General features: G+C 64.3%; 27 protein-coding genes. 16 read left to right on the top strand and 11 right to left on the bottom strand.

Features of this window, described 5'->3' with window-relative positions; all coding sequences use genetic code 11:
• A partial coding sequence (locus FNJ47_RS28220) for a cytochrome b (RefSeq protein WP_163159057.1) occupies window positions 1-509 on the bottom strand: 509 nt, incomplete at its 3' end.
• Window positions 510-690: 181 nt separating this feature from the next.
• On the opposite strand from FNJ47_RS28220, the gene murI reads away from it, so the two are divergent.
• The 5 genes from murI to FNJ47_RS28195 all read left to right on the top strand — a co-directional run bounded on the left by murI (window position 691) and on the right by FNJ47_RS28195 (window position 5,102).
• On the top strand, window positions 691-1,488 hold the full coding sequence (gene murI / locus FNJ47_RS28215; protein WP_163159055.1) for a glutamate racemase: 798 nt from the start codon (window positions 691-693) through the stop codon (window positions 1,486-1,488).
• A 59-nt stretch (window positions 1,489-1,547) separates the two neighbouring features.
• Complete coding sequence (locus FNJ47_RS28210) at window positions 1,548-2,330, top strand: HpcH/HpaI aldolase family protein (protein ID WP_163159053.1); 783 nt, start codon at window positions 1,548-1,550, stop codon at window positions 2,328-2,330.
• A gap of 285 nt (window positions 2,331-2,615) precedes the next feature.
• Window positions 2,616-3,005: a cupin domain-containing protein gene (locus FNJ47_RS28205; protein ID WP_163159051.1), complete on the top strand. Its 390-nt coding sequence runs from the start codon at window positions 2,616-2,618 to the stop codon at window positions 3,003-3,005.
• Between the two features lie 319 nt (window positions 3,006-3,324).
• On the top strand, window positions 3,325-3,942 hold the full coding sequence (gene rpsD, locus FNJ47_RS28200) for a 30S ribosomal protein S4 (RefSeq protein WP_163159048.1): 618 nt from the start codon (window positions 3,325-3,327) through the stop codon (window positions 3,940-3,942).
• 92 nt (window positions 3,943-4,034) lie between these two features.
• Entirely contained in the window at window positions 4,035-5,102 is a 1,068-nt protein-coding gene (locus FNJ47_RS28195; protein ID WP_163159046.1) for a threonine aldolase family protein, read from the top strand.
• 116 nt (window positions 5,103-5,218) lie between these two features.
• Here FNJ47_RS28195 and FNJ47_RS28190 read toward each other — a convergent pair whose 3' ends face one another.
• The 4 genes from FNJ47_RS28190 to grxD all read right to left on the bottom strand — a co-directional run bounded on the left by FNJ47_RS28190 (window position 5,219) and on the right by grxD (window position 8,777).
• Window positions 5,219-6,481 carry a serine hydrolase domain-containing protein gene (locus tag FNJ47_RS28190; protein WP_163159044.1) on the bottom strand — a complete coding sequence of 421 codons (1,263 nt, stop codon included), beginning with the start codon at window positions 6,479-6,481 and terminating at the stop codon, window positions 5,219-5,221.
• An 82-nt stretch (window positions 6,482-6,563) separates the two neighbouring features.
• The gene (locus FNJ47_RS28185; protein ID WP_163159042.1) at window positions 6,564-7,847 is read right to left on the bottom strand and encodes a serine hydrolase domain-containing protein; all 1,284 of its coding nucleotides are present in this window, start codon (window positions 7,845-7,847) and stop codon (window positions 6,564-6,566) included.
• Window positions 7,848-7,896: 49 nt separating this feature from the next.
• Window positions 7,897-8,448 carry an O-acetyl-ADP-ribose deacetylase gene (locus FNJ47_RS28180; protein ID WP_163159061.1) on the bottom strand — a complete coding sequence of 184 codons (552 nt, stop codon included), beginning with the start codon at window positions 8,446-8,448 and terminating at the stop codon, window positions 7,897-7,899.
• On the bottom strand, window positions 8,445-8,777 hold the full coding sequence (gene grxD / locus FNJ47_RS28175) for a Grx4 family monothiol glutaredoxin (RefSeq protein WP_016843475.1): 333 nt from the start codon (window positions 8,775-8,777) through the stop codon (window positions 8,445-8,447). Before grxD ends, FNJ47_RS28180 begins: the two co-directional genes overlap by 4 nt.
• A 292-nt stretch (window positions 8,778-9,069) precedes the next feature.
• Here grxD and egtB point away from each other — a divergent pair, with 292 nt between their 5' ends.
• Genes egtB through FNJ47_RS28160 form a run of 3 tightly spaced genes read left to right on the top strand, consistent with a single transcriptional unit; the run spans window position 9,070 to window position 11,766 of the window.
• Entirely contained in the window at window positions 9,070-10,323 is a 1,254-nt protein-coding gene (egtB, locus tag FNJ47_RS28170; protein WP_175068429.1) for an ergothioneine biosynthesis protein EgtB, read from the top strand.
• 53 nt (window positions 10,324-10,376) lie between these two features.
• Entirely contained in the window at window positions 10,377-11,345 is a 969-nt protein-coding gene (egtD, locus tag FNJ47_RS28165) for an L-histidine N(alpha)-methyltransferase (protein WP_163159038.1), read from the top strand.
• A 22-nt stretch (window positions 11,346-11,367) separates the two neighbouring features.
• Window positions 11,368-11,766 carry a DUF4345 domain-containing protein gene (locus FNJ47_RS28160; protein ID WP_236000133.1) on the top strand — a complete coding sequence of 133 codons (399 nt, stop codon included), beginning with the start codon at window positions 11,368-11,370 and terminating at the stop codon, window positions 11,764-11,766.
• An 11-nt stretch (window positions 11,767-11,777) separates the two neighbouring features.
• Here the strand turns inward: FNJ47_RS28160 and FNJ47_RS28155 are convergent, their stop codons facing one another.
• Window positions 11,778-12,959: a low temperature requirement protein A gene (locus tag FNJ47_RS28155; protein WP_163159037.1), complete on the bottom strand. Its 1,182-nt coding sequence runs from the start codon at window positions 12,957-12,959 to the stop codon at window positions 11,778-11,780.
• A 30-nt stretch (window positions 12,960-12,989) separates the two neighbouring features.
• The gene (locus FNJ47_RS28150; RefSeq protein ID WP_021077843.1) at window positions 12,990-13,226 is read right to left on the bottom strand and encodes a BolA family protein; all 237 of its coding nucleotides are present in this window, start codon (window positions 13,224-13,226) and stop codon (window positions 12,990-12,992) included.
• Window positions 13,227-13,410: 184 nt separating this feature from the next.
• On the opposite strand from FNJ47_RS28150, the gene FNJ47_RS28145 reads away from it, so the two are divergent.
• Window positions 13,411-13,770, top strand: a complete 360-nt coding sequence (locus FNJ47_RS28145) for a DUF427 domain-containing protein (protein WP_163159035.1) — start codon at window positions 13,411-13,413, stop codon at window positions 13,768-13,770.
• A 127-nt stretch (window positions 13,771-13,897) separates the two neighbouring features.
• Here the strand turns inward: FNJ47_RS28145 and FNJ47_RS28140 are convergent, their stop codons facing one another.
• The gene (locus FNJ47_RS28140) at window positions 13,898-14,071 is read right to left on the bottom strand and encodes a DUF1328 domain-containing protein (RefSeq protein WP_163159033.1); all 174 of its coding nucleotides are present in this window, start codon (window positions 14,069-14,071) and stop codon (window positions 13,898-13,900) included.
• Between the two features lie 190 nt (window positions 14,072-14,261).
• Between FNJ47_RS28140 and FNJ47_RS28135 the strand changes: the two genes are divergently transcribed.
• Complete coding sequence (locus tag FNJ47_RS28135; protein ID WP_163159031.1) at window positions 14,262-15,446, top strand: acyltransferase family protein; 1,185 nt, start codon at window positions 14,262-14,264, stop codon at window positions 15,444-15,446.
• 23 nt (window positions 15,447-15,469) lie between these two features.
• Here FNJ47_RS28135 and FNJ47_RS28130 read toward each other — a convergent pair whose 3' ends face one another.
• Window positions 15,470-15,634: a hypothetical protein gene (locus tag FNJ47_RS28130; RefSeq protein WP_163159028.1), complete on the bottom strand. Its 165-nt coding sequence runs from the start codon at window positions 15,632-15,634 to the stop codon at window positions 15,470-15,472.
• Window positions 15,635-15,701: 67 nt separating this feature from the next.
• On the opposite strand from FNJ47_RS28130, the gene FNJ47_RS28125 reads away from it, so the two are divergent.
• Window positions 15,702-15,962 carry a GlsB/YeaQ/YmgE family stress response membrane protein gene (locus FNJ47_RS28125; RefSeq protein ID WP_163159026.1) on the top strand — a complete coding sequence of 87 codons (261 nt, stop codon included), beginning with the start codon at window positions 15,702-15,704 and terminating at the stop codon, window positions 15,960-15,962.
• A 98-nt stretch (window positions 15,963-16,060) separates the two neighbouring features.
• Here FNJ47_RS28125 and purL read toward each other — a convergent pair whose 3' ends face one another.
• Window positions 16,061-18,280 carry a phosphoribosylformylglycinamidine synthase subunit PurL gene (gene purL / locus FNJ47_RS28120; RefSeq protein WP_163159024.1) on the bottom strand — a complete coding sequence of 740 codons (2,220 nt, stop codon included), beginning with the start codon at window positions 18,278-18,280 and terminating at the stop codon, window positions 16,061-16,063.
• Between the two features lie 162 nt (window positions 18,281-18,442).
• Between purL and FNJ47_RS28115 the strand changes: the two genes are divergently transcribed.
• Both FNJ47_RS28115 and FNJ47_RS28110 read left to right on the top strand, forming a co-directional pair.
• Window positions 18,443-18,934: a hotdog domain-containing protein gene (locus tag FNJ47_RS28115; RefSeq protein ID WP_163159022.1), complete on the top strand. Its 492-nt coding sequence runs from the start codon at window positions 18,443-18,445 to the stop codon at window positions 18,932-18,934.
• 272 nt (window positions 18,935-19,206) lie between these two features.
• Window positions 19,207-21,435 (top strand): alkaline phosphatase family protein, encoded by a 2,229-nt coding sequence (locus FNJ47_RS28110; RefSeq protein WP_163159020.1) that lies wholly within the window; start codon window positions 19,207-19,209, stop codon window positions 21,433-21,435.
• A gap of 74 nt (window positions 21,436-21,509) precedes the next feature.
• Here the strand turns inward: FNJ47_RS28110 and FNJ47_RS28105 are convergent, their stop codons facing one another.
• Entirely contained in the window at window positions 21,510-22,223 is a 714-nt protein-coding gene (locus tag FNJ47_RS28105; RefSeq protein ID WP_163159018.1) for a glutathione S-transferase family protein, read from the bottom strand.
• A 107-nt stretch (window positions 22,224-22,330) separates the two neighbouring features.
• On the opposite strand from FNJ47_RS28105, the gene FNJ47_RS28100 reads away from it, so the two are divergent.
• The 3 genes from FNJ47_RS28100 to FNJ47_RS28090 form a co-directional block, all read left to right on the top strand.
• Window positions 22,331-22,705: a winged helix-turn-helix transcriptional regulator gene (locus FNJ47_RS28100; RefSeq protein WP_163159016.1), complete on the top strand. Its 375-nt coding sequence runs from the start codon at window positions 22,331-22,333 to the stop codon at window positions 22,703-22,705.
• Window positions 22,706-22,800: 95 nt separating this feature from the next.
• Entirely contained in the window at window positions 22,801-23,778 is a 978-nt protein-coding gene (locus tag FNJ47_RS28095) for an EamA family transporter (protein ID WP_163159014.1), read from the top strand.
• Between the two features lie 57 nt (window positions 23,779-23,835).
• The coding region (locus FNJ47_RS28090; RefSeq protein WP_488226099.1) for a transposase family protein at window positions 23,836-24,238 on the top strand (403 nt) is incomplete at its 3' end.

Genomic DNA, 24,238 nt, shown 5'->3' with positions numbered 1-24,238 from the left:
CGCTTGACGAAGTGGTGGTAGGCGACCCCGACGAGGTGCAGCACGATCAGCGCCAACAGCACATAGGCGAAGAAGATGTGGCGCCCCTCATAGGCATCCGCCGCCGCCTTGTCGGGCGAGGTGATCTGGGGCACGTGGAACAGGCCGAAGAAGCTCGAATAGTCCTGGGCGCGTGAGCCGGAATGGGCCCAGCCCAGCATCGCCACCAGGACGGTGACGGCATAGAGCGCGCCGTGGCTGACATGGGCGGCGATCCGCTGCCAGGAGGGCATGTCGGCCGGCAGCGCCGGCGTCGGATTGACGGCGCGCCAGAGCAGCCGCAGCACCGTGAACAGCAGCACCAGATAGCCGATGTCGGCGTGGATCGAGCGGTAGAAGAACTTGTCCGCCCGCGCCGGAATGTGGTTCATCCACCAGCCATAGGCCAGCATGGCGATGATGGCGATGCCGAGCACCCAATGGAACGCACGGGCGAGCGAGCCCCAGCTCACGGTGGTATTGCGGATCATGGTCGATTGGTCCCCGGCGGCCCCGTCTGGATTTCACAGTCTCAGCAATAGTTTGCCGTGATACTTGCAGGTACTGACCAAGGCCATATGAAATTCCCGGCTTCACCGCCTTTTGTCGGCCCCAGTGGCCGGATAGCCAAAAACAACTGAATGGTAACCCTGCTTCGGATAGAATTTCCGCGTGTCCACTCCCCCAACCATCCTGGTGTTCGATTCCGGCCTTGGCGGCCTCACCGTGCTGCGCGAGATCGTCCGCGCCCGGCCCGACGCTCACTATGTTTACGTCGCCGACGACGCCTTCTTCCCCTATGGCCACCACACCGAGGATGAGATCATCGCCCGCGTGGTGCCGCTGGTCGGTGAGCTGATCGAGACCCACGCGCCTGACCTCGTCGTGATCGCCTGCAACACGGCGTCCACGCTGGTGATGTCGCATCTGCGCGACGCTTACCGCCTGCCCTTCGTCGGCACGGTGCCTGCGATCAAGCCGGCCTGCGCCTCGTCGAAGACACGGCAGGTCTCGGTGCTCGGCACAAGAGGCACTGTGAAACGGGAATATACCCGCAAGCTGATCTCGGATTTTGCGCAGGGCTGCGAGGTGACGTTGGTCGGTTCCGGCGAGCTCGCCTCGCTGGCGGAAGCAGCCCTCAGCGGCCAAACCGTGCGCGACGAGGATATCGCGGCCGAGCTAAAACCCTGCTTCGTCGGCGCCGGCGCCAACGACCCTGCCCGCACCGACACCGTCGTGCTCGCCTGCACGCATTATCCGCTGTTGCTGGAACGGCTGTCGCGGCTCGCGCCATGGCCGGTCGACTGGATCGATCCGGCCCCCGCAATCGCCCGTCGCGTCGCGGACCTGCTCGGCCCGGCCGGCACCGAGAGCGACGAGGCCGGCGCCGAGATGATCTTCACCTCGAAGCGTCCGCACGCGCTGAGCGAGGCGCTGACGCCATTCTTCGGCGGCCGCGTCCCGGCCTGATCCTTTTCGCTGTCACGCGGCGCTGCTAGTTTTGTCCTTGCTTCGAAGGAGGACCGCATTTGACCGCAGCCCCGCTGACGCCGCTCAACCGCCTGCGACAACAGTGGCGCGACAAGCGCCCGAGCTTCGGCGCAATTGCGACCATTCCGAGCATCCAGACCGTGCAGATCATGGCGCAGTCGCTGGACTGGATCATCGTCGATCTCGAGCACGGCCCGATTGATCTCGGCACCGCGCATGCGATGATCGTGGCCACTTCCGGCACGCCCTGCGTGCCGATGGTGCGGATCGCCGCCAACGAGCCGCACCTCGCCAAGGCGCCGATGGACATCGGCGCGCTCGGCATCAACTTTCCGATGATCTGCAATCGCGCCGACGCCGAGAAGGCGGTGCGCAGCGTGCGCTACCCGCCGCGGGGCGACCGGCTCTGGGGCCCGTTCCACGCACCGTTCCGCTGGGGCGTCTCGATGAACGACTACATGGCGACCGCCGATGACGACATGATCTGCATGATCACGATCGAGCATGTCGATGCCGTCAACCGCATCGATGAGATCATGGCGACGCCCGGCATCGACCTCGCGGTGATCGGGCCCGGCGATCTCGCCACCTCGATCAACAAGCGCGGCCTGCCTGACGATCCCGAAGTGGTCGCGCTGATGCAGCGCGCCGAGCAGGGCATCATGAAGAGCGGCGTGCCGATCGGCGGCGTCGCGCGCACCGCCGAGCAGGCCAACGCGATGATCGACCGCGGCTACCTCGCGCTCGCGCTCGGCTTCGACTGGTCGCTGTTCCAGCGCGGCATCGCAGCCGCCTTCGCCGGGATCAAGCGCCAGGCGTGAAGCGAAGCCAACCACGCGCTTGGTGCAGTCGCCGGCCGCCGAAGAATATTCCGGCTTCGTCGTGAAGGAACCGCGGCCCGGCGCGCAGCATCTGCCTGCGGCGCAGCACCGCAATTGCCTGAACAGCCTGTAGGCTTCGCGTAAGCACGGCCGCGTCCAGTTTCACGACAGCCTGCGCTGTCAGATGAACGGACTAATCCCAATGTCGAAAGCGCACATCACACATCACCTGCTTTTCGCCGCGATTCCGCGCTGCTACACTTCCCGCCGGTTGGGAGGAAATGCATGTTCAGAAAATTGCTACTTGGACTCACTGTGATCGCGTTTGCCGGTGCCGGCGCAGCTGTTGCGCAGCAGAGCGGCATCAAGCGAACGCCGCTGCAGAAGGTCGATTTCCCCGCGGGCTACAACACGGTCACTGCGATTGCCGAGGTTCCGGCCGGGGGTGCGTCGGGGCGTCACAGCCATCCCGGTGTTGAAACCGGCTATGTGCTCGACGGCGAGCTCGAGCTCCTGATCGACGGCAAGCCGCCGTTGAAGCTGAAGGCGGGAGATTCGTACCAGATCCCGGAAGGTGCGGTGCACGACGCCAAGACTTCCGGCGACAAGCCGCTCAAGGTGCTCGGAGTCTACATCGTCAAGGCCGGCGAGCCCTTGGCGAAACCGGCGCCGTGAACCGAACCAAATTTGGCCTTTGGCGTCCGGGCGGCCAGAAATCGCCTTTGAGGGCCGAAATAGTCGATTTTGACGCCGATTCGGCCCAAAACGCCCCGCGTTTTGTTTGACAGAACCGGACTTTCTCCTTAAGACCACCCTTGCTCGCGGGCCGGTTTCGGCCCGCGATGCGTTTCGCGACCCGTGGTTCTCCCCGAGCTTTCGAGGCGAACCTGTCGGTGCAGGCCTTTTGGCCGGTACACAGGAGGGCGCGTCTCCTCAAACCCTAGACTGACAAAATGCCGGGCGCTTCGTGCGACGGCTATACAAAGAGGACGCGATGACAAAGCGCAGTGAGGCGAAGTACAAGATCGATCGCCGCATGGGCCAGAATATCTGGGGCCGCCCGAAGAGCCCTGTGAACCGCCGCGAATACGGCCCCGGCCAGCACGGCCAGCGCCGCAAGGGCAAGCTCTCCGACTTCGGCGTGCAGCTCCGCGCCAAGCAGAAGCTCAAGGGCTACTACGCCAACATTTCCGAGCGCCAGTTCCACGGCATCTATGTCGAAGCCAGCCGCCTGAAGGGCGACACCGGCGAGAACCTGATCGGCCTGCTCGAGCGCCGTCTCGACACGGTGGTCTATCGCGCCAAGTTCGTCTCCACGATGTTCGCCGCGCGCCAGTTCATCAACCACGGCCACATCAAGGTGAACGGCCGCAAGGTCAACATCGGCAGCTACAAGCTGAAGATCGGCGACACCATCGAGGTCAAGGAATCCTCCAAGCAGCTCACGCCGGTGCTGGAAGCAAGCCAGCTTCCCGAGCGCGACGTGCCCGACTTCATCGAGGTCGATCACTCCAAGATGACCGCGAAGTTCGCGCGCACCCCCGGCCTGTCGGATGTGCCGTTCCCGGTGCAGATGGAGCCGCATCTGATCGTCGAATTCTATTCGCGCTGATCACATCACGCATGCGAGTTTGGAAAGGCCCCGGTTTTGCCGGGGCCTTTTTGTTTGGCTAAAGTCGCGGCATATCGACCGAGAGAAATATCATGCACTACACCCCTGCCCCGCCCGATCCGAAGGCGCCCGCCGTCCGCATCAACCTGCTGTCGGACACCCAGACCAAGCCGACGCCGGCGATGCGCGAGGCGATGGCCAAGGCGGAGGTCGGTGACGAGCAGGTCGGTGACGATCCCACCACCAACGAACTCTGCGCCCGCGTCGCCGATCTGCTCGGCAAGGAGGCTGCCGTTTTCATGCCGTCGGGCACGATGTGCAACGTCGCGGCGACGCTGGCCTATTGCCGCCCCGGCGACGAGATCCTGGCACATGCGACCGCGCATATCATCGCGCGCGAGGGCGGCGCGCACGCGGCGCTCGGCGGCTTCCAGATCACGCAGCTCCCGGGCGACGACGGCCAGTTCACGCCCGACACGTTCCGCGCGGCGCTGCATCCACGCACCCGCTACCAGCCGCCGCAGGTGCTCGTCAGCGTCGAGCAGACCGCCAATATCGGCGGCGGTACGATCTGGAAGAAGGCCGCACTCGACGAGGTCGCGCGCATCGCCAAGGCCCATGGGCTCGTGACTCACATGGACGGCGCGCGGCTCCTGAACGCCACTGTCGCCTCCGGCATCTCGCCGCGCGACATGACGGCAGGTTGGGATTCCGCCTGGATCGATTTCTCCAAGGGCCTCGGCGCGCCGATCGGCGGCGTGATCGCCGGCACACGCGCGTTCATCGACGACGTCTGGCGCTGGAAGCAGCGGCTCGGCGGCTCGATGCGGCAGTCCGGCGTCTGCGCTGCCGCCTGCATCTACGCACTCGATCACCACGTCGACCGCCTCGCCGACGATCACGCCAATGCGCGGGCGCTGGCGCGCGGGCTGTCGCAGATCAACGGCATTGCAGTGCAGGCGCCCGAGACCAACCTCGTCTTCTTCAAGCCCGACGGCGCCGGCGTATCGGGCGACAAGATGGTCACCGAGTTGCGCAAGCGCGGAGTAACGCTGGCGATGATGGACGGCCGGATCAGGGCCTGCACGCATCTCGATGTCAACGCGGCCCAGATCGAGGAGATGATCGGCCACGTCAGGGACATCGTGCGCGCGGCGTAGCTCCCACACTGTCAATTGCGAGGAGCGGAAGCGACGAAGCAATCCATGTCTCAGCAAGTGGCGGGATCGATTGCTTCGCTCTCGCTCGCAATGACGAGAAGATGGTCTTGCCCGATCTATCTTCCCATCGCCTGGTAGATCAGCGTCTTCAGCTCCTGCTGGATCCGGCCGCGCTGTGATGGCGTCTGCACCATGAATATCCCGAACAGATCGTCCGCGGGATCGATGAAGAAGAACGTGCCGCCGACACCGTCCCAGCGATATTCGCCGAGCGGCCAGGATGTATTCGCCGGCACCGAGGTGCGGACCGCGAAGCCGAGGCCGAAGCCGGAGTTCGGACCGGGATAATAGTTCTTGTCGCGCACGACCCCGGTTTCCGGACCGATATGATCCGACGCCATCAGCGCGATGGTTTCCGGCTTCAGATAGCGCCGGCCCTGATAGCTGCCGCCGTTCAGAAGCATCTGCGAGAAGCGCGCATAGTCGCCGATGGTGCCGACCAGGCCGCCGCCGCCGGATTCGCGCCGCAGCGGCTGGCGCGGGTCGCTGATGTCAGCGACCGGGCTGAGGTTGCGATCCTTCGGCATCGGCTCGGCGATCAGCGGCCATTTCGCGCGGTCGGCGACATAGAACGCGGTCTCGTTCATGCCGAGCGGATCGAGCAGCCGCTCCTTCTCGACCTGAAACAGGGATTTGCCTGTTATCACCTCGATGATGCGGCCGAGCACATCGGTGGAATGGCCGTAGTCCCATTGCGTGCCGGGTTGCTCGGCGAGCGGCATCGCCGTGAGTCGCGCCACGAACTCGGCATTGTCGGGATCATTGTCGAACAGGCCGGCATCGGCGTAGGTCTTGTTCACGACACCGCCGCCATAATAGCCGTAGGGCAAGCCTGCCGTGTGGCGCATCAGGTCTTCGATGGTCACCGGACGCTTGAGCGGCTCCAGCGTCATCGACGGCTTGCCCTCGTCGCCACGCTTCTCCACGCCGACCTTCATGTCGGCAAAGGCCGGGATATATTTCGACACCGGATCGCTGAGGGCAAGCTTGCCCTCCTCCACCAGCATCATCGCGATGACGGTCGTGATCGGCTTCGACATCGAATAGAGACGGAAGATGGTATCCGCGCTCATCGAGACTTCGGTGGCGACGTCACGGACTCCGAAATTCTGGTAGTAGACCGGCTTGCCGTGCTGCTGCAGCAGCAGGATCGCGCCGGGAATCTTCCCGGTCGCGACCTCGTTCCCGACATAGGCGGAGACCTTGGCGAGGCCTTCCGCCGAAAAGCGGTGCGTGGCCGGCCCCGGCGAGCCGGCCCTTGCAACCGTCGTGATGGACGCGAGCGCGAATGCCGCGACGAACGCGCGGTAGCCACGCATCCGAGCGCATGATCCGCTCCGATTGAATCGGATCATGCTCTTGTTCTTTTGTTTTGACGCGTTTTCTTCACTCGCAAACGCTTTAATTTTGCAACGCTTCGTAGACGAGCTGTTTCAACGTCCGCTGGATACGCTGGCGCTCGCTCGGCGTCTGCTCCAGCAGGACGAAGAAGAAGTCCTGCTTGCGGTCGATGATGTAGTAGCAGCCGCTGGCGCCATCCCATTTCAGCTCGCCGAGGTCGCCGGGCGGCGGCGGCTTCGCAGTGCCCGGATCGGTGCGCACCGCGATGCCAAGGCCGAAGCCGAAGCCGTCGCCGGGGAAGTAGAAGAAGTCGCGCTCGACGCCGGAGCCCGGGCCGACGCGGTCGGTCGTCAGTTCCTTGAACGTCTCCGGCTTCATGATGGTCTTGCCGTCGAGCGTGCCGCCATTGAGCAGCATCTGGGCGAAGCGCGAATAATCCGCCATGGTCGAGACCATGCCGCCGCTGGCGGATTCCCATTTCTTGACCTTGGTCGGATCGTTGACCCGGCCGACCCGGAAATCGCTGTCGTTCGGCATCGGCTCGGCCATCAGCTTCTGCTTCTCGGGATCGGTGACGAAGAAGCCGGTGTCCTTCATCCCGAGCGGGCCGAGCAGCCTTTCCTGCTCGATCGTCGAGAGCTCCTCGCCGGTGGTAATCTCCATCACGCGCGCGAGAATGTCGGTGGAATGGCCGTATTGCCAGAGCGCGCCGGGCTGGTTGTGCAGCGGCAGCTTGGCGATCCGCTCGGCGAATTCGGCGAGATCAAAATCGCCACCGTAGATATTGGCTTCCTTGTAGGCCTTACGGACCAAGCTGTCGCCATAGAAGCCGTAGGTGATACCCGACGTATGCGTCATCAGATCGAGGATTGTGATCGGCCGCTTCAGCGGCACTAGCTCGAGCGTCTTGGTGCCGTCCTCGGCCTTCTTCTCGACCCCAACTTTCATGTCGGCGAAGGAAGGAATGTATTTCGAGACGGGATCGTCGAGCTTGTACTTGCCCTCCTCCAGCAGCTGCATCGAGGCCACGGCGGTGATCGACTTGGACATCGAAGCCAAGCGGAAGATGGTCTTGTCCGTGATCGGCACCTTGCTGACCACGTCCTGCACGCCGAACGCCTCGTGATAGACAGGCTTGCCGTGCTGCTGGATCAGGACGATGGCGCCCGGAATCTTTCCGGTCGCGACCTCATTCTTGAAGAACTCGCTGATCTTGGCGAGCTTGTCGGGATTGAAATGGGCACCCGCCGGAATCTCATAGGTGCCTTCGGTGTGCGAGAATGCCGGCGCCGCAAGCACCACCGCGGCAGCTGCGGCCGCGCACGTCAAACGAAATGAATGCATTCTATTGATCCCTCCCCGGATATCACGGGGAAGTGTAGCGGCGGTATCATCAGGCACAAGGGCTCCCGAAGGAGTCCAGGACCTCCTGATGGAGTTCGCCGCTCTGGGGTGAGAAGCAGCAGAAGATCACCTGCGTGACGCCGGGCGCGGCCGGCAGGGCATCAACGACAGTTTTGACGGCGATTTTGGCGGCCCGATCCGCCGGAAATCGATACACACCGGTGGAGATCGCCGGAAACGCGACCGAAGCGAGATTATTACTGCGGCAAAGCTCAATTCCGCGGCGATAACAAGACGCCAAATGGGCGTCTTCCCCACGGTCACCGCCATACCAGATCGGTCCAATGGCGTGGATCACATGCTTGGCGGGGAGCCGGTAGCCCTTGGTGATCTTGGCATCGCCGGTTTCGCAGCCGTTGAGCGTCCGACACTCGGCGAGCAATTCGGGTCCGGCCGCGTCGTGGATCGCGCCGTCGACGCCACCGCCACCGAGCAACGATGAATTGGCCGCGTTGACGATGGCGTCAACGCGGAGTGTCGTGATGTCGGTAACGATGACTTCGAGCCGCGCCTTGCCGATCCGGCGCGCGGTCAAGGTCAGGCAGCCACGTCGACCGGGATGCCCTTGTCGGCAAACAGCTGCTGCAATTCACCGGCCTGGAACATCTCGCGGATGATGTCGCAACCGCCGACGAACTCGCCCTTCACATAGAGCTGCGGAATCGTCGGCCAGTTCGAATAGACCTTGATGCCGTTGCGCAGCTCGGCGGATTCGAGAACGTTGAGGCCTTTGTAACCGACACCGATGTGGTCGAGGATCTGCACGACCTGACCGGAAAACCCGCACTGCGGGAATTGCGGCGTGCCCTTCATGAACAGCACGACGTCGTTCGACTTCACTTCGTTGTCGATGAATTGCTCGATGCTCATTTTCGCTTCCTTCGGGGGCGGCGCTCTCAGGCCTTAACGGGCCGGCCCGCCCTTCTAACCCGTGACTGGCTATATATGTAGCTCAAACCATTGTGCATCCAAAGCAAAATGGCGGAAATCTGGCATGCGGCGGGCGCCTGACGGCGCCCCCGGACGGGCCGGGATTATCTGACGGCCCCAATATCATCACGGGGGAGGCTTTTTTCCCGTAACGGAGCCCCTATCTAGGACGAACTGTCCGTCAGGAACCAGATTGCCGAAGCAACGTTCTCCCTTGGAATCGGAGACCCATGTGACGAAACCAGCCTCTGCCGCGGCCACCGTTTCCGCCGCCACCCCGTCACTGTCCTCCGAATCCGGGCCCCTCGCCGAGCGGCTGGTGGCCGCCTATCGCGCGGTCCGCGACGAGACCGAGCGCCGGGTCGCCCCGCTGTCCCCCGAAGACCAGCTGATCCAGTCGATGCCGGATGCGAGCCCCGCCAAGTGGCATCGCGCGCATACGACCTGGTTCTTCGAGCAGTTTCTGCTCGGCGAGCACGTCCAAGGCTACAAGCCGTTCCATCCCGACTACGCCTATCTGTTCAATTCCTATTACGTCACCGCCGGACCCCGGCACGCCCGGCACCAGCGCGGCCACCTGACCCGCCCGACGGCCGACGAGGTCACCGCCTATCGCCGCCATGTCGATGCCGCGGTGGTGAAATTCTTCCAGACCGCCACAACAGAAAAGCTCGCGGCGCTGGTGCCGCTGGTCGAGGTCGGCCTCAACCACGAGCAGCAGCATCAGGAGCTGATGTACACCGACATCCTGCATGCCTTCGCGCAGAACCCGATCCCGCCGGCCTACGATCCGGCCTGGCGCTTCCCGGCGTCGCACGGCGGCGCTGACGAATGGGTGACGCTCAACGAGGGCATCCACACCGTCGGCCACGCCGACGACAGCTTCCATTTCGACAATGAGAAGCCCGCGCATCGCGCGCTGGTCGGCCCGGTCAAGCTTGCCAAGAACCTCGTCACCAATGCCGACTGGCTCGCCTTCATCAAGGACGGCGGCTATTCGACAGCCACGCTGTGGCTGATGGACGGCTTCGGCACCGTGAGCAACGAGGGCTGGCAGGCGCCCGGCCACTGGCGCAAGATCGACGGCGAATGGCAGATCATGACGCTGGGCGGCCTGCAGCGGATCGATCCGCAGGCTCCGGTTTGCCATGTCAGCTACTACGAGGCCGACGCCTTCGCCCGCTGGGCCGGCAAGCACCTGCCGACCGAGATGGAATGGGAGGTCGCAGCGCGCGGCGGCCTGCTCAACGATGCCTACGGCATCGTCTGGCAGTGGACCCGCAGCTCCTATTCTCCCTATCCGGGCTACCGCGCGATCGAAGGCGCGCTCGGCGAATACAACGGCAAGTTCATGGTCAACCAGCTCGTGCTGCGCGGCTCGTCGCTGGCGACGCCATCAGGTCATAGCCGTGTCACCTACCGCAACTTCTTCTATCCGCACCATCGCTGGCAATTCACGGGGTTACGCCTCGCCGACTATGCCTGATTGAGTCCCGTCGACATCAAGTGCGCGCCGGTAAGCGCGTTCAGGAGAGTATCATGAATGTGCATGCCGCCGCGTTGGCCAAAGCGTATCCGTTCGATGAAGCGACCTCGGCGTTTGCCGGCGATGTGATCGGCGATCTCGCCCGTCACCCGAAACGGCTGTCGCCGAAATATTTTTACGACGCCACCGGCTCGGAGCTGTTCGAGCAGATCACGGTGCTGCCGGAATATTATCCGACCCGCACCGAGCTCGGCATCCTGCGCGACCGCGGCGACGAGATCGCCGCGATCATCCCCGGAGGTGCGGCCCTGGTCGAGTTCGGCGCCGGCGCCACCCCAACGGCGCGCCTGCTGCTCGAACATTGCGAATTCGCAGCCTACGTGCCGGTCGCTATTTCCGGCGATTTCCTGAAGGCCCAGGCCGACGGCCTGCGCAAGGATTTCCCTGACCTCGGCATCTATCCGGTCGCGGCCGACTTCACCACGCCGTTCGCGCTGCCCGAGGCCGTCGCTACGATGCCAAAGGTCGGCTTCTTTCCCGGCTCGACGCTCGGCAATTTCGAGCCGAGCGAGGCCTTGGCTTTCCTGCGCAGCGCGCGCCAGATCCTCGGCCATGGTGCGCAGATGATCATCGGCGTCGACCTCGAGAAGGACGAGCGGGTGCTGTACGACGCCTATAACGATGCGGCCGGCGTCACCGCGCGCTTCAACCTCAATGTGCTGGTTCGCATTAACCGCGAGCTCGGCGGCAATTTCGACCTGTCAGGCTTCACCCACCGCTCGATCTACAACCGCGACCGCCATCGCATCGAGATGCACCTGATCAGCCGCAAGGCGCAGACTGTGCGCATCCTCGGCAACACCTTCGCCTTCCGCCCCGGCGAGAGCATTCACACCGAGAACAGCTATAAATATTCGCTTCCGCGTTTCACCGCCCTCGCCCGCAGCGCGGGCTGGACGGTGCGCGAAAGCTGGACCGACGCCAACACGATGTTCTCGGTGCATGCGCTGGTGGCAGACTAGCGCCTAACCAGGATGGGGCACGATGATGGGACGGCGTGCGCTGCAGATTGCAACGGCGGCGCTGGCCCTGGTGCCCATCCTCACCGGCATCATCACCATGCTCGGCGTCAGCGATCCGCTCTACGCGGGATCTGGCGTGCCGGCGCTTCCGGTGCTGGACAGCAATCTGCGCTTCTTCGGCGGGGTCTGGCTCGGCCTCGGCTTCGCGCTGCTGTGGCTGGTGCCGCGCATCGAAAGCGAGAGCGTGTTGTTTCGCGTGGTGTGGGGCGCCATCTTCCTCGGCGGCATCGGCCGGCTGCTGTCGATGGCGATGGTCGGCCTGCCGCCGCTGCCCTTCGTGGGCTTCACCGCGCTCGAAGTGATCGGCGCACCGCTGTTCGTCTATTGGCAGCAACGCGTGGCAACGGACGGACGCAGATAGCGCGGACGCCCCTACTCCTCACCCCCCGTCGAGCGCAGCGAGATCGATTCCCACGCCGCGACCACGATCATGATCGCGGTGGTGACGAGCGAGAGCACCAGCGGCGACATCCCGCTGGCGAAATAGGCTGTTATCGCCAGCGCGACGATGCCGACGCCGTGCGAGAGCTGCAGGAAGTTGCGGATCACATATTTGAACAGGATGGTCCCGACCAGGAACAGCGCGGGGCCGCCGACCGAGCTTATGATCGTCTTCAGATCAGCTTGGCCGCCGGGGTGCTTCAGCACCAGCTCGTCGGCGACCGCCGTGAGGATGATGCCGCCGACGATCGGCATGTGCAGATAGGTGTAGGCGATCCGCGCCACGCGGCCGGATTCCTCGGACTTGGAGATCATCTCCGAGCCGGCCTCGGCGCCCTTGTGGAAATAGATCCACCACATCGCGATGCTGCCGACCAGCGCCGAGATGAAGGCTGCGACATTCTCCGGCGTCCAGGTCAGCTCGGCGAAGGTGGCGCCGTCGACCACGATCGCCTCGCCGAGCGCAATGATGATGAAGCCGGCGCAGCGCTCGGCCATGTGGCCGCCCTCGACCGACCACGCCTCCATCGAGGAAAAACCGAGCCCAGGGGTCCAGAACCGCAGGGCCGGCGCGACATATTCGATGGCCAGCGCCGCAATCCAGAGCCACATCCGCGTCTCGTGCTCGGCGAAGCCGCCGAGAATCCACAGCACGGCCGAGCCGGACAACCAGGTCAGGATGCGGATCGCGTTGTGGCGCACCGCCGTCCGGCGCCGCGGCGTCGCCAGCAGCCAGAACGCCGTGCGGCCGACCTGCATCGCCGCATAGGTCCCTGCGAACCACAGCCCGCGGCCCTCGAAGGCGCTCGGAATCGAGGTCGACAACAACAGCCCGCCCAGCATCAGGACGAACAGCAGCAGGCGGACCGGCGTCAGATCGGGATTGAGCCAGTTGGTGACCCAGGTGGTGTAGACCCACACCCACCACACCGCGAGAAACAGCACCGTGACCTGCACCGCGCCGAGCGGGGTAAATTGGTGCAGCAGCGTGTGCGACAGCTGCGTGACTGCGAAGACGAAGACCAGGTCGAAGAACAGCTCGGCATTGGTGACGCGGCTGTGCTGGTTCGGCACGATGACGCGAAACATCGCACCGCGCGGATTGTCTGCCATCGCCTGAGGCCCCCGCCCGCTGGCCGGGGCCTAGCCTTCCGGCACGCCGGTCTGCAGGGCCAACGCGTGCAGCACGCCGCCCATCTGGCCCTTCAGCGACTGATAGACGATCTGATGCTGCTGAACCCGGGACTTGCCACGGAATGACTCGGAAACGACAGTGGCCGCGTAGTGGTCGCCGTCGCCGGCCAGATCACGGATCGTCACCTCGGCATCAGGAATCGCTGCCTTGATCATCGATTCGATATCACGGGCGTCCATCGGCATCCCAGTCCACCTCCGTCAGGGTCGTTCGAATCATGGCCGGCTCGGCAGCCATGCAGGTAAAACCTAGCGCCTGAGGTCTTCTAGGTCATCCCTGGACACACTATATTCCCATTCCCAGCGATTTAAACCTGCATCAATCGGTCACAAGACATCACGCCGAAATGACCAGAAGAGGCGCAGAATCATGAAGCTCCCCGGCCCCGACCATCCGATCACGATCACGCCCAATGGCAAGCGCGTCCGCGTCACCGCCGACGGCGTCGTCATCGCCGAGACCACCCATGCGTTGACCTTGAAGGAAGCGAGCTATCCGGCCGTGCAATACGTCCCCCGGCAGGACGCCAACATAGAGCTGTTGACCCGCACCGAGCGGACCACGCACTGCCCCTACAAGGGGGATGCGAGCTACTTCAGCATCAAGGCCAACGGCAAGACGCTGGACAATGCGATCTGGACCTATGAGGAGCCCTTCCCGGCCATGACCGAGATCACCGGCCACCTCGCTTTCTATCCCGACAAGGTGAAGATCGAGGAAGTCGCCTAGGCCGTCTCGCTTGCCGTAAGCGCCGGGCCCAGCCCGGCCTTTCGCCGCGCGCCAACCCAGCCTGAAAAACGTGAATGCCCGGGGCCTGGCCCGGGCATGACGACGGAAGTGTTCGGCCTGAACGCCGCTAGACCCTGAAGATCGTGAGCCCGAGGATCAAGAGCACCAGGAAGATCACCACGAACACGTAGAACAGGAAGCGCGCGATGTCGGCGGAGGCAGCTGAAATGCCGGTGAAACCGAGCAAGCCCGCAACGATCGATACAGCCAGGAAGATCAGCGCCCATTTCAACAGTGTCATTGCTTGCTCCGCAAAGCCCCCCGCGCGCGCTCTGCGCGTCCGCCGATAACGTCCGCCCCCGACTCCGGTTCCAAAACGAAACAGATGCGCTGAGATGACTGACCTCGATACCCCGGAATCGGGACAATTGGGCCTTGCTGAATCGGGTTCCCGATTGCAACATCAGGCTGCAGACCCGGCTGGGGGCACCATGAAATCGATTGCTCACGCGGCTCCGGCCGTCGACGTCCAGGCAGCACCGAAGCTCCACAAGCGCAACCTTGCCCTGGACCGTGCACGCACCTTCCTGACGCTGGTCGTGCTGCTGCACCACGCCGTGATCCCCTACACCCATTTCGGGCACACCGACCCGACGTCGTGGATCGGCTTCGACTGCGTGGTGCTCGCCACCGACAGCTTCTTCATGGCGATGTTCTTCTTCCTGTCGGGGCTGTTCGTCTGGCCCGGACTCGGTCGCAAGCCGTGGCTGATCTTCCTGCGCGACCGGCTGCTGCGGCTCGGCCTGCCCTTCGTCGTCTGCGCAGTCACCGTGATCCCGATCGCCTATTACGCGATCGCGCTGCGCGCGACGCCGGACCTGACCTTCTCCGAATTCTGGAAGAAGACCATGATGTTCGGGCCCTGGCCGAGCGGCCCGATCTGGTTCGTCTGGGTCTTGATGGCCTTCGACCTGACGGCCAGCGTGCTGTATCGCGTGTCGTCGACGCTGCTCGAGCCGATCAACCGGCTGTCGATCAAGGGCTTCCAGCGTCCCTCGAAGTTCTGGCTGTTCCTCGTGATCGTCAGTGCCGCCGCCTACCTGCCGATGCTGGTCCACTACGGCCAGAACTACTGGTTCGAGCTCGGACCGTTCTCAGTGCAGGCGAGCCGCGTGCTGCTATACGCATGCTACTTCTTCATTGGTGCGGGCATCGGGGCGGCAAACCTCGAGGGCGGCGTGCTCAGCGCGCACGGACGGCTGACCGAGCGGCGCTGGTTCTGGACCGGCATCACCCTGATCCCCTATGCACTGATGTGGGTGATGATCTACATCAAGCGCGAGATCATCGGTAACCCCGATCCGCTGCCGGGCTGGTATCTCGCGATCTACGGCAGCTTCTACGTGCTGTTCAGCGCCTCGATCCTGTTCGCGATCCTGGCTTACTTCCTGCAATCGAAGGCACCAGGGCCGACGCTGCTCGACCGCATGCAGAGCGATGCCTACGGCATGTTCCTGGTGCACTATCCGATCGTGCTGTGGCTGCAATACTGGCTGTTCGACATGGATTTGCCGGCGATAGCAAAGGCTGCGATCGCCTTCTTCGCCACCGTGGCGCTGAGTTGGGCCCTGACTGCCGCGCTGCGCAGGCTGCCGGGCGCCAACTACGTGCTGTAGAGATCCCGCCGCGACCGTGGTCATCAGCACGCAAAGCTCACCATCAGGATGCCGTGCTTGGAGATCAGCCCGATCAGGGTGACAAGGCCGATCTGGGTGTAGATGTTCAGCGTGGTGAAGCCGAAATAGAGCGGCAGCAGCGTCCAGTCGCTCTCGCGGAAGCCGACAAGTTGCGCACAACCTGCCAATGGTCACATCCCGCCCCCTGATTCTCAGGTATGCTGGCCGGACTGCTTGACCCTAGGGAGTCCCGAGATGAACGACCCTCAAGTTGGATGGATCGCCGCAATCATCGTCGGCGGATTGGCCGGCTGGCTCGCCGAGATGTTCATGAAGACCGGAACCGGCATCTTCATGAATATCATCCTCGGCATCGTCGGTGCCGCGCTGGCGAACTGGTTGTTGGGTCTGCTCGGCGTATCGCTCGGCGGAGGATGGATCAGCTATCTCGTCGCCGGCTTCATCGGAGCCTGCGTGATCATCTTTGCCTGGCGCGCGGTCCGCGGCGCGACCTGAAGCGATCGTGCTTGAACAAAAAGCAATAGCGCGATGACAGGGTCATCGCGCTATTGAGGTCCTGTTCGCTTGACGTTGCAGCGCCTGATCCTCCCGGATCAGGCGGCAGTGCCGTGCATGTAGTTCGGCAGCCAGTGCTCGAAGGCGCGGGACAGGTTTTCGACCGCAACCGGCGCCTCGCCAGCGACCGCAATCGCGTCCCCGCCGGTGGTGCCGATACGCGCGCAGGGCACGCCGGCGCCCTTCATCTTGGCCAGCACGAGACCTGCGTCGGCGGCGGGCACGGTGACGATGTAGCGCGCCTGATCCTCGCCGAACCAATAGGCATGCGGGACGATCGAGGACGGCGCCGCCAGCAGCTGCGCGCCGATGCCGCTCGCGATCGCCATCTCGGCGAGCGCGATCAAGAGGCCGCCGTCGGAAAGGTCATGCACGGCGGTCGCGGTGCCGGCGCGGATCATGCCCCGCACCACGTCGCCGTTGCGCTTCTCGGTGGCGAGATCGACCGGCGGCGGAGCGCCCTCCTCGCGGCCGCAGACATCGCGCAGGTAAACCGACTGGCCGAGCCAGCCCTGGGTGTCGCCGACCAGCAGGATCGCCTCGCCCGCCGCCTTGAACGCCAGCGTCGCCGACTTGGTGAAGTCGTCGAGCAGGCCGACGCCGCCGATCGAGGGCGTCGGCAGGATGCCCCGGCCATTGGTCTCGTTGTAGAGCGAGACGTTGCCCGACACGACCGGGAAGTCCAGCGCGACGCAGGCCTCCGCAATACCCTTCAGGCAGCCGACGAACTGGCCCATGATCTCGGGCCGCTCCGGATTGCCGAAATTGAGGTTGTCGGTGATCGCGAGCGGCCGGCCGCCGACCGCGGTGATGTTGCGCCAGGCTTCGGCGACCGCCTGCTTGCCACCCTCGAACGGATCGGCCTCGCAATAGCGCGGGGTGACGTCGACGGTGAGCGCAAGTCCCTTCGGCCCGTCCTCGACACGGACCACCGCGGCGTCGCCGCCGGGGCGCTGCATGGTATTGCCCAGGATGACGTGGTCGTACTGCTCCCAGACCCAGCGCTTCGAGCACAGCTCGGGCGTGCCGATCAGCTTTGTCAGTGCGTCGGCGATGCCGAGCGGCGGCTTGACGTCCTGGCCGCGGATGACCGGCAGCGCGTTCGAGGCGACGTGCGGACGATCATAGACCGGCGCCTCGTCACCGAGCTCCTTGATCGGCAGATCGGCCATCACGTCGCCGCCATGCTTGACGACGAAGCGCTTGCTTGGCGTGGTGTAGCCGACGATGGCGAAATCGAGCCCCCATTTGCGGAAGATCGCCTCGGCCTCTTTCTCCTTCTCGGGCTTGAGCACCATGAGCATCCGCTCCTGGCTCTCCGAGAGCATCATCTCGTAGGCGCTCATGCCGGTCTCGCGGATCGGCACCGCGTCGAGATCGAGGTCGACGCCGAGATCGCCCTTGGCGCCCATCTCGACCGCCGAGCAGGTCAGGCCCGCCGCACCCATGTCCTGGATCGCGACCACGCAATCGGCGGCCATGATCTCGAGGCAGGCTTCGAGCAGCAGCTTCTCGGCGAAGGGATCGCCGACCTGCACCGTGGGGCGCTTCTCCTCGGAGGCATCGTCGAATTCGGCCGAGGCCATCGAGGCACCATGGATGCCGTCGCGGCCGGTCTTGGAGCCGAGATAGACGATCGGCATGTTCACGCCGGAGGCCGCCGCGTAGAAGATCTTGTCGGCGTCGGCGAGGCCCACCGCCATCGCGTTGACCAGGATGTTGCCGTCATAGCGGGTATGGAAGCGGACCTGGCCGCCGACCGTCGGCACCCCGAACGAATTGCCGTAGCCGCCGACGCCCGCGACCACGCCCGATACCAGGTGCCGGGTCTTCGGGTGCTCGGGCGCGCCGAAGCTCAGCGCGTTCAGGCAGGCGATCGGGCGCGCGCCCATGGTGAAGACGTCGCGCAGGATGCCGCCGACGCCGGTGGTGGCGCCCTGGTAGGGCTCGATGTAGCTCGGGTGGTTGTGGCTCTCCATCTTGAACACCACGGCCTGGCCGTCGCCGATGTCGATCACGCCGGCATTCTCGCCGGGGCCCTGGATCACCCAGGGGGCCTTGGTCGGCAGGCCGCGCAGATGGATGCGGGACGACTTGTACGAGCAATGCTCGTTCCACATCGCCGAGAAGATGCCGAGTTCGGTGAAGGTCGGAACCCGCCCGATCAGCTTGAGGATGCGCTCGTACTCGTCCGGCTTCAGCCCGTGGGCGGCGACGAGTTCGGGGGTGATCTTCGGTTCGTTCTTGGGCGCGTTCATGGGACCCTTAATAGGTAGATCGAACGGGGGCGAAAAGGCCTTTTACGGGGCATTTTCGGCCTGTCCAGAGCTTTGCGGCAGCTGACCGCGGGGTGCGGGATTTGCACAATGGGGATGGATCGGATTTAAGGACCCGAACCCGACAATTGAAGGCCAAATTTCGTGAACGAGCGCGCCAAGACCGCATTAGAGACCGCATTCAACCGCCGACCCGACCTGCACGTCGAAACCGAGGGCGAATTCGCCGGCTGGCGGACCTGGACGCGGGACAATTTCGAGAGCCATTCCGGCCCCTTTTACCACCGCATGGACGAGAACGGCCGCATCGCGTGCGCGTTCCGGGTCGCCAAAAAACACCTCAACGGCGGCGGCAATGTCCACGGCGGCTGCTTCATGACCTTCGCGGATTACTGCCTGTTCGCGCTCGCCGGTTCGGTGCTCCAGGGCCCCGGCGTCACGGTGTCGTTCGCCTCGGAATTCCTCGACGCGGCCCGCGAGGGCGACCTGATCGAATGCACCGGGGAAGTCACCCGTGCCGGCATGTCGCTGATCTTCGTGCGGGGCATGCTGACATCGGCCGGGCGGCCGCTGTTCACCTTCTCCGGCACCATCAAGCGGGTGAAGCGGAAGGCGCCGACCGAGACGCCGACGTAAAGTTCACGGCCGCTTCGCTCGAAAACGCGAGCTCTGTGGACACGCGTCGTCATCCAGTCGTTACATCGACACCGGTTGCATCGAAAGCAGAGCGCTAGTTCATTGTGTTCACGCGCGTTCTTGGCGTGAAGCAACGCAAACGCGAGTTGTGACGCAACGCCCGCACTGTCGCCGCGTCGTCGCGCACGCGTCACATGCCCGTCAGCCAAGGCTCCGAAGATTGCTGAACGGTTTCCGTTTGTGCATTCGCGCAGCGATGTTGGGGCATTCTCATGAAATTGAAGACGTTTGTTTCCGTCACGTCGGCGATGACGCTCGTCGCATCACTGGCGTGGACTGCAATTCCGGCGCGCGCCGGCCAGGACGGCGACAATGGTGATCGCGGTGCTGGCGATTCCCGTGGTCACGATCAAGATCAGGATCAAGACCATGACGGCGACCATCATGGCCGCAAGCCGCGCGTGGTGATGATCTCGCTCGACGGCGCCAAGCCCGATTTCATCCAGAAATTCATCGAGGAAGGCGTGCTGCCGCGCGACGGCGGCCTCGCCCGGCTCAGCCGCCGCGGCGCAGTGGCGTTGCAGAACGTGACGGCGTCACCCTCGCTCACCGCGGTCTCGCATATTGCGATCGCGACCGGTTCGACGGCGGTTCACAACGACATCCCATCAAATACGTTCCAGCCGATCGTTGGGCCGATCTCCAGCAGCATCAGCGGCTTTGCCGCGCCGATCGGCGGCTACAGCGAAAGCCCGCTCGGGCCGTCGTCGCACCCGACGGCACAGCCCTTGTGGGTGCAGCTGCGGCAGCAGGGCAAGAAGGTCGTCACCGCGACCTGGCCCGGCGGCGACGGCGCCGACATCTCGATCAACAAGACCGTGGTGCAGCCGGCGCAGCCGACCCGCGTGACCGACTTCACGGTGCCGTTCGGCGCATTCGGCGGCATCGGGGCCCAGGGCTTCACGCTGTCGCGCAGCGACTTCACGGCCGATCCCGGCATCGTCGCGGCGCTGCAGGCTGCCGGCCATTTCTCGTTCAGCCCGGTGCTGGTGACCTCGGCGCCGATCGAGACATTCTCGTGCTCCGCAGCGGCGACCTGCACCAGCGCCTCGACGCTCGACGTCAAATATTCGATCCGCGTCGCCGCGATCGATACCACCAATGACCGCAAGGTGAACTACGACACGCTGGTGTTCTTCGACGATATCAGAGGCATCACCGCGGGACCGTTCCATGCGCCCTCGACCGGGCCGGCCTACGTCAAGTTCGGCGGCGAGAACGCCCCGTTCTTCTTCGAAGGCAGCGGCGCCAAGGTCGGTGCCGCCTACTTCGTCTCGGCGCTGTCGCCCGATCTCTCGGTGGTGCGCTTCGCCCGCTACGGCGCCAACTACATCCCGCGCAACACGCCGGTGCTCGCCGATGTCGACGACATCAACAACAACATCGGCTTTTGGCGTCCGCAGGCCGACTTCCGCATTCCGGAGCGCCTGAGCCCGGGCTTCACCAATTTCCCCGACGTCGAGATCGAGACGATGTACGAGGACATGGTGAAGACCTTCGTACGCTACCAGGCCAATATCGGCGAGCGCGCGATCAAGACCCATCCCGACGCCGACCTCGTGATGGTCTATATCGAGCAGCCCGACGGCTCCGAGCACCAGTTCCTGCTGACCGATCCGCGACAGGGCACCAACCCGACCGATCCGAACTCGATCGGCGCCAACCAGGATCCGGCCAAGGTCAAGCGCTACGCGTCCTACATCCGCTTCGCCTACCAGACCGCCGACAGAGCGGTGAAGCAGATTGCCGATGCGGCCGGCCGCGACAGCAACGTCGTCGTGGTGTCGGATCACGGCTTCGCGCCGTTCCACACCTCGGTCAATCTCACCAACATCCTGCGCAACGCCGGCATCGACACCAGCAAGGTCGGGGTCCGCACCTCGGGTCCCGCCGCCGACATCTACGTCAACCTGCAGAACCGCGAGCTCGGCGGCACCGTCGATCTGGCGACCTACCGGGCTTTGGTGGCGCAGATCACCGATGCGGTGAAGAACGCGGTCGATCCCAATGCGCGCTTCAACTACTCGCTCAAGGACCAGCGCATCTTCACCGTCGTCGAGACCCGGCCCCTGCAATGCGACGCCGGAACCGGACAATGCACCAGCAAGAGCGTCGGCCAGGACTATGGCGACGTGTTCGCGCTGATGGCGCCCGGCTACAATTTCGACGGCTTGCAAAATCCGGGCGTCGCGCGCCAGGGCGACGCACCGTTCAACTCGGCCACCACCGCGCTGTCGATGCCGAACTTCTACGGCGCCCACGGTCACGACCCCGAGCTCCCGGTGATGAGCGCGACCTTCATCGCTGCGGGGCCTCAGATCCGGAAGGACGCCGTGGTGCGGCACATGCGCAATATCGACGTGGCGCCGACCGTCATCCGGATGCTGGGCGCGACACCGCATCAGGTCGATGGCGAGGTGCTGAGCGAGGTGCTGCGCTAAGAGTCTTGGGCAAATTCCGGGCGGTGGACGTCAAGCCGGCGTCCACCGCCTCCTTCAACGACGGCCCTGAATCCTCACGTGCGCGGCGTGCCGAAGCGATCGATCACTTCGGCAAGAGGAACATGACCGACACAGGCGCCTGTCCCGGGGCTACTCTCGCCCGACTCCAGCGCGGTCGCGTAGATCACGGCCGGATCGGCCTCCAATCGTGCGCGAAGTCCGGCCAACTTTGGCCAGCGATCGCGGTCGGCGACGGCGTGGAAATCGAGCCAGCGCGCGACGCCGATCAGCAGCGCATCCGCCAATGTCGGGTGGTCGCCGAGCAGGAACGGCGCATCGCCGATCAGTTCCTCGAGCCTGTCGTGCCGTTGCAGAACGCTGCCTTTTCCCCACTCCCGCAGCGCAGACTGCATCGCGGGATTCGGCGTCTGCATCTCCAGCGCCGCCCACAGCGGACTGAACGCGGCGGTGAAGCCGGTGTTCACGAAGGCCATCAGTTGATGCATCCGGTCGGCCTGCGGCGACAGCGGATCAAAGCTGATGCGGCGCTCGGTATCGCGCGCCGCGAGCCAGCCTGCGATCGCCATATTCTCGGTGAGCACCCTGCCCTGGTCCGTGACGAAGGCCGGCGTCTCGTGCCGCGGGTTGATCCGCGCATAGGACGGATCACGCATTTCGCCGAGCATGTCGACGCGGCAAAGGCGATAGGGCTTGCGCAGCCATTCGAGGGCTGCGACGAGCCCCATGGAGCTTCCCAACGGGAAGCCATAGATAAGGATAGGTTCCATGATGTGGTCTCCGGTGATGTCAGACGATCACGCTGCGCAGCGGAGCCGGACCCTATTCGCCACATCGGTGAAGTAAATTACGCACCTTTTTGTAACCACGAGGCGCCATGAAATCTCTCGTCTCCCGCTGCCCGATCGAAGAGGTCATGCAGCTCTTGAGCGGCCGCTGGCCGACGCTTCTGATCTACTATCTGAAGCAGGGTACCAAGCGCTTCAGCGACCTGCGCCGGGACAACCCGACCATCTCGCACAAGATGCTCAGCCTCGAGCTTCGCAAGCTGGAGGACGCCGGTATCGTCGAGCGCACCGAATTCGAAGGTTATCCCCTGCGCGTCGAATACCAGCTCACGCCGGCCGGCCACCGGCTGGTGCCGCTGATCGACGCGCTCGGCGACTGGTGGGAAACGACGTCGGATGGCGGTGGACATTCGAGCTCCGCAGATGCCGAACCGGTCGCGTCAAATACCGTATTACGGGATTGAACCGCGCAACACGCCGCAAAACTTGGCTCTGGCCTCCACCGAGGTCCCGAAGTATCAGTTTTGATGCGCGCCAACGCGCGGGGAGCCACATCAAGGTGCCGAAGAGCACAGCGAACACGGGCGGCGTAACGGCTCCCGCGATCACGCCCACTCCGTCCACGTCAGCGCCGGGCGCGCGCGGCTGGCGCGACTATGCGCTGCTGCTGGCGCTCGCCTGCTGCTGGAGTTCGACCTATCCGCTGACCAAGATCGGACTCGGCTCGATCCCGCCGGTCACCTTCATCTCGGCGCGCTCGCTGGTCGCCGCCGCCTTCCTACTCGTGGTGTTGCGGATCCGCGGCATCCGCATCCCGACCGACATCAAGGCCTGGAAGCTGTTCGCCTTCCAGCAGACCATCAACTCGACGATCCCGTTCCTGGTAATCACCTGGGCGCAGCTCTACGTGCCGGCGTCCAACACCGTGGTACTGGCCTCGACGACGCCGATCTTCGCCTTCCTGATCACCTGGGCGATCACGCGGCACGAGCCGGCCTCGCTGCTCAAGCTGGTCGGCGCGATCCTCGGCCTCGGCGGCACGGTCGCGATCATCGGCCTCGACGCGCTGTCGGGCTTCGGCAAGGAGATCGTCGCCGAGATCGCGATCCTGCTCGCCACCGTGTCGTTCGCCTGCGCCACGATCTTCGGGCTTCGTCTCTCCGACTATGACCCCATGGTGGTGGCCGCCGGCTCGCTGCTGTTCGGCGGCAGCGTGCTGCTGCCGGTCGCCCTGATCGTCGACCACCCCTGGACGCTGCATCCGACGCCGCAGGCGCTGGTCGCCACCGTCGTGATGGGCATCTTCTCCAGCGCGTTCGGCCTGATGCTGTTCTACATGTGCCTGACGCGGCTCGGCACGCTCACGACGAATGCACAGGGCTATCTGCGCATCCCGATCGGCGTCGCGCTGTCGGTGATCCTGCTCGGGGAAACCCTGCCGTCAAACCTTGCGCTCGGCCTCGTGCTAGTGATGGCCGGTGTCGCCGCGATGACGGTGCCGACTGACGCCGTCAAGCGGTGGCTAAGAAAGCGCTAGGTGTTTGGTCCCGGACTTTGATGGTGCATTCTTATCGCACGATTCGAAGGATGCGCTATGGGACAGGTTCTACACGGCTGCGCCACCACGACGGAGGCAGTCCGTCGAGCAATACAAAATAGTCAGGAGAGCCTGAGAGCGCTCGCCAAGCGCTACGGGGTCAATCAGAAGACCGTCGCGAAGTGGAAGCAGCGCAAGACCGTCGCTGATCTCCCGACAGGTCCCAAAGATGCCAAATCGACTGTCCTTTCCGTCGAAGAGGAGGCGATCATCGTTGCTTTTCGGCGGCATACGCTGTTGCCGCTCGATGATTGCCTCTATGCACTGCAGCCGACCATCCCGCATCTGACGCGGTCATCCCTGCATCGTTGCCTTCAGCGCCACGGCATCAGCCGATTGCCGGAGGTCGAAGGCAGTAAGCCCTCGAAGAAGAAGTTCAAGGCTTATCCGATCGGCTATT

The sequence above is a fragment of the Bradyrhizobium uaiense genome, from assembly GCF_010811875.1.
Lineage (GTDB): Bacteria > Pseudomonadota > Alphaproteobacteria > Rhizobiales > Xanthobacteraceae > Bradyrhizobium > Bradyrhizobium uaiense.
Note: the sequence above shows the minus strand (reverse complement) of the source record. Positions and strands in the feature narration are given on the sequence as shown.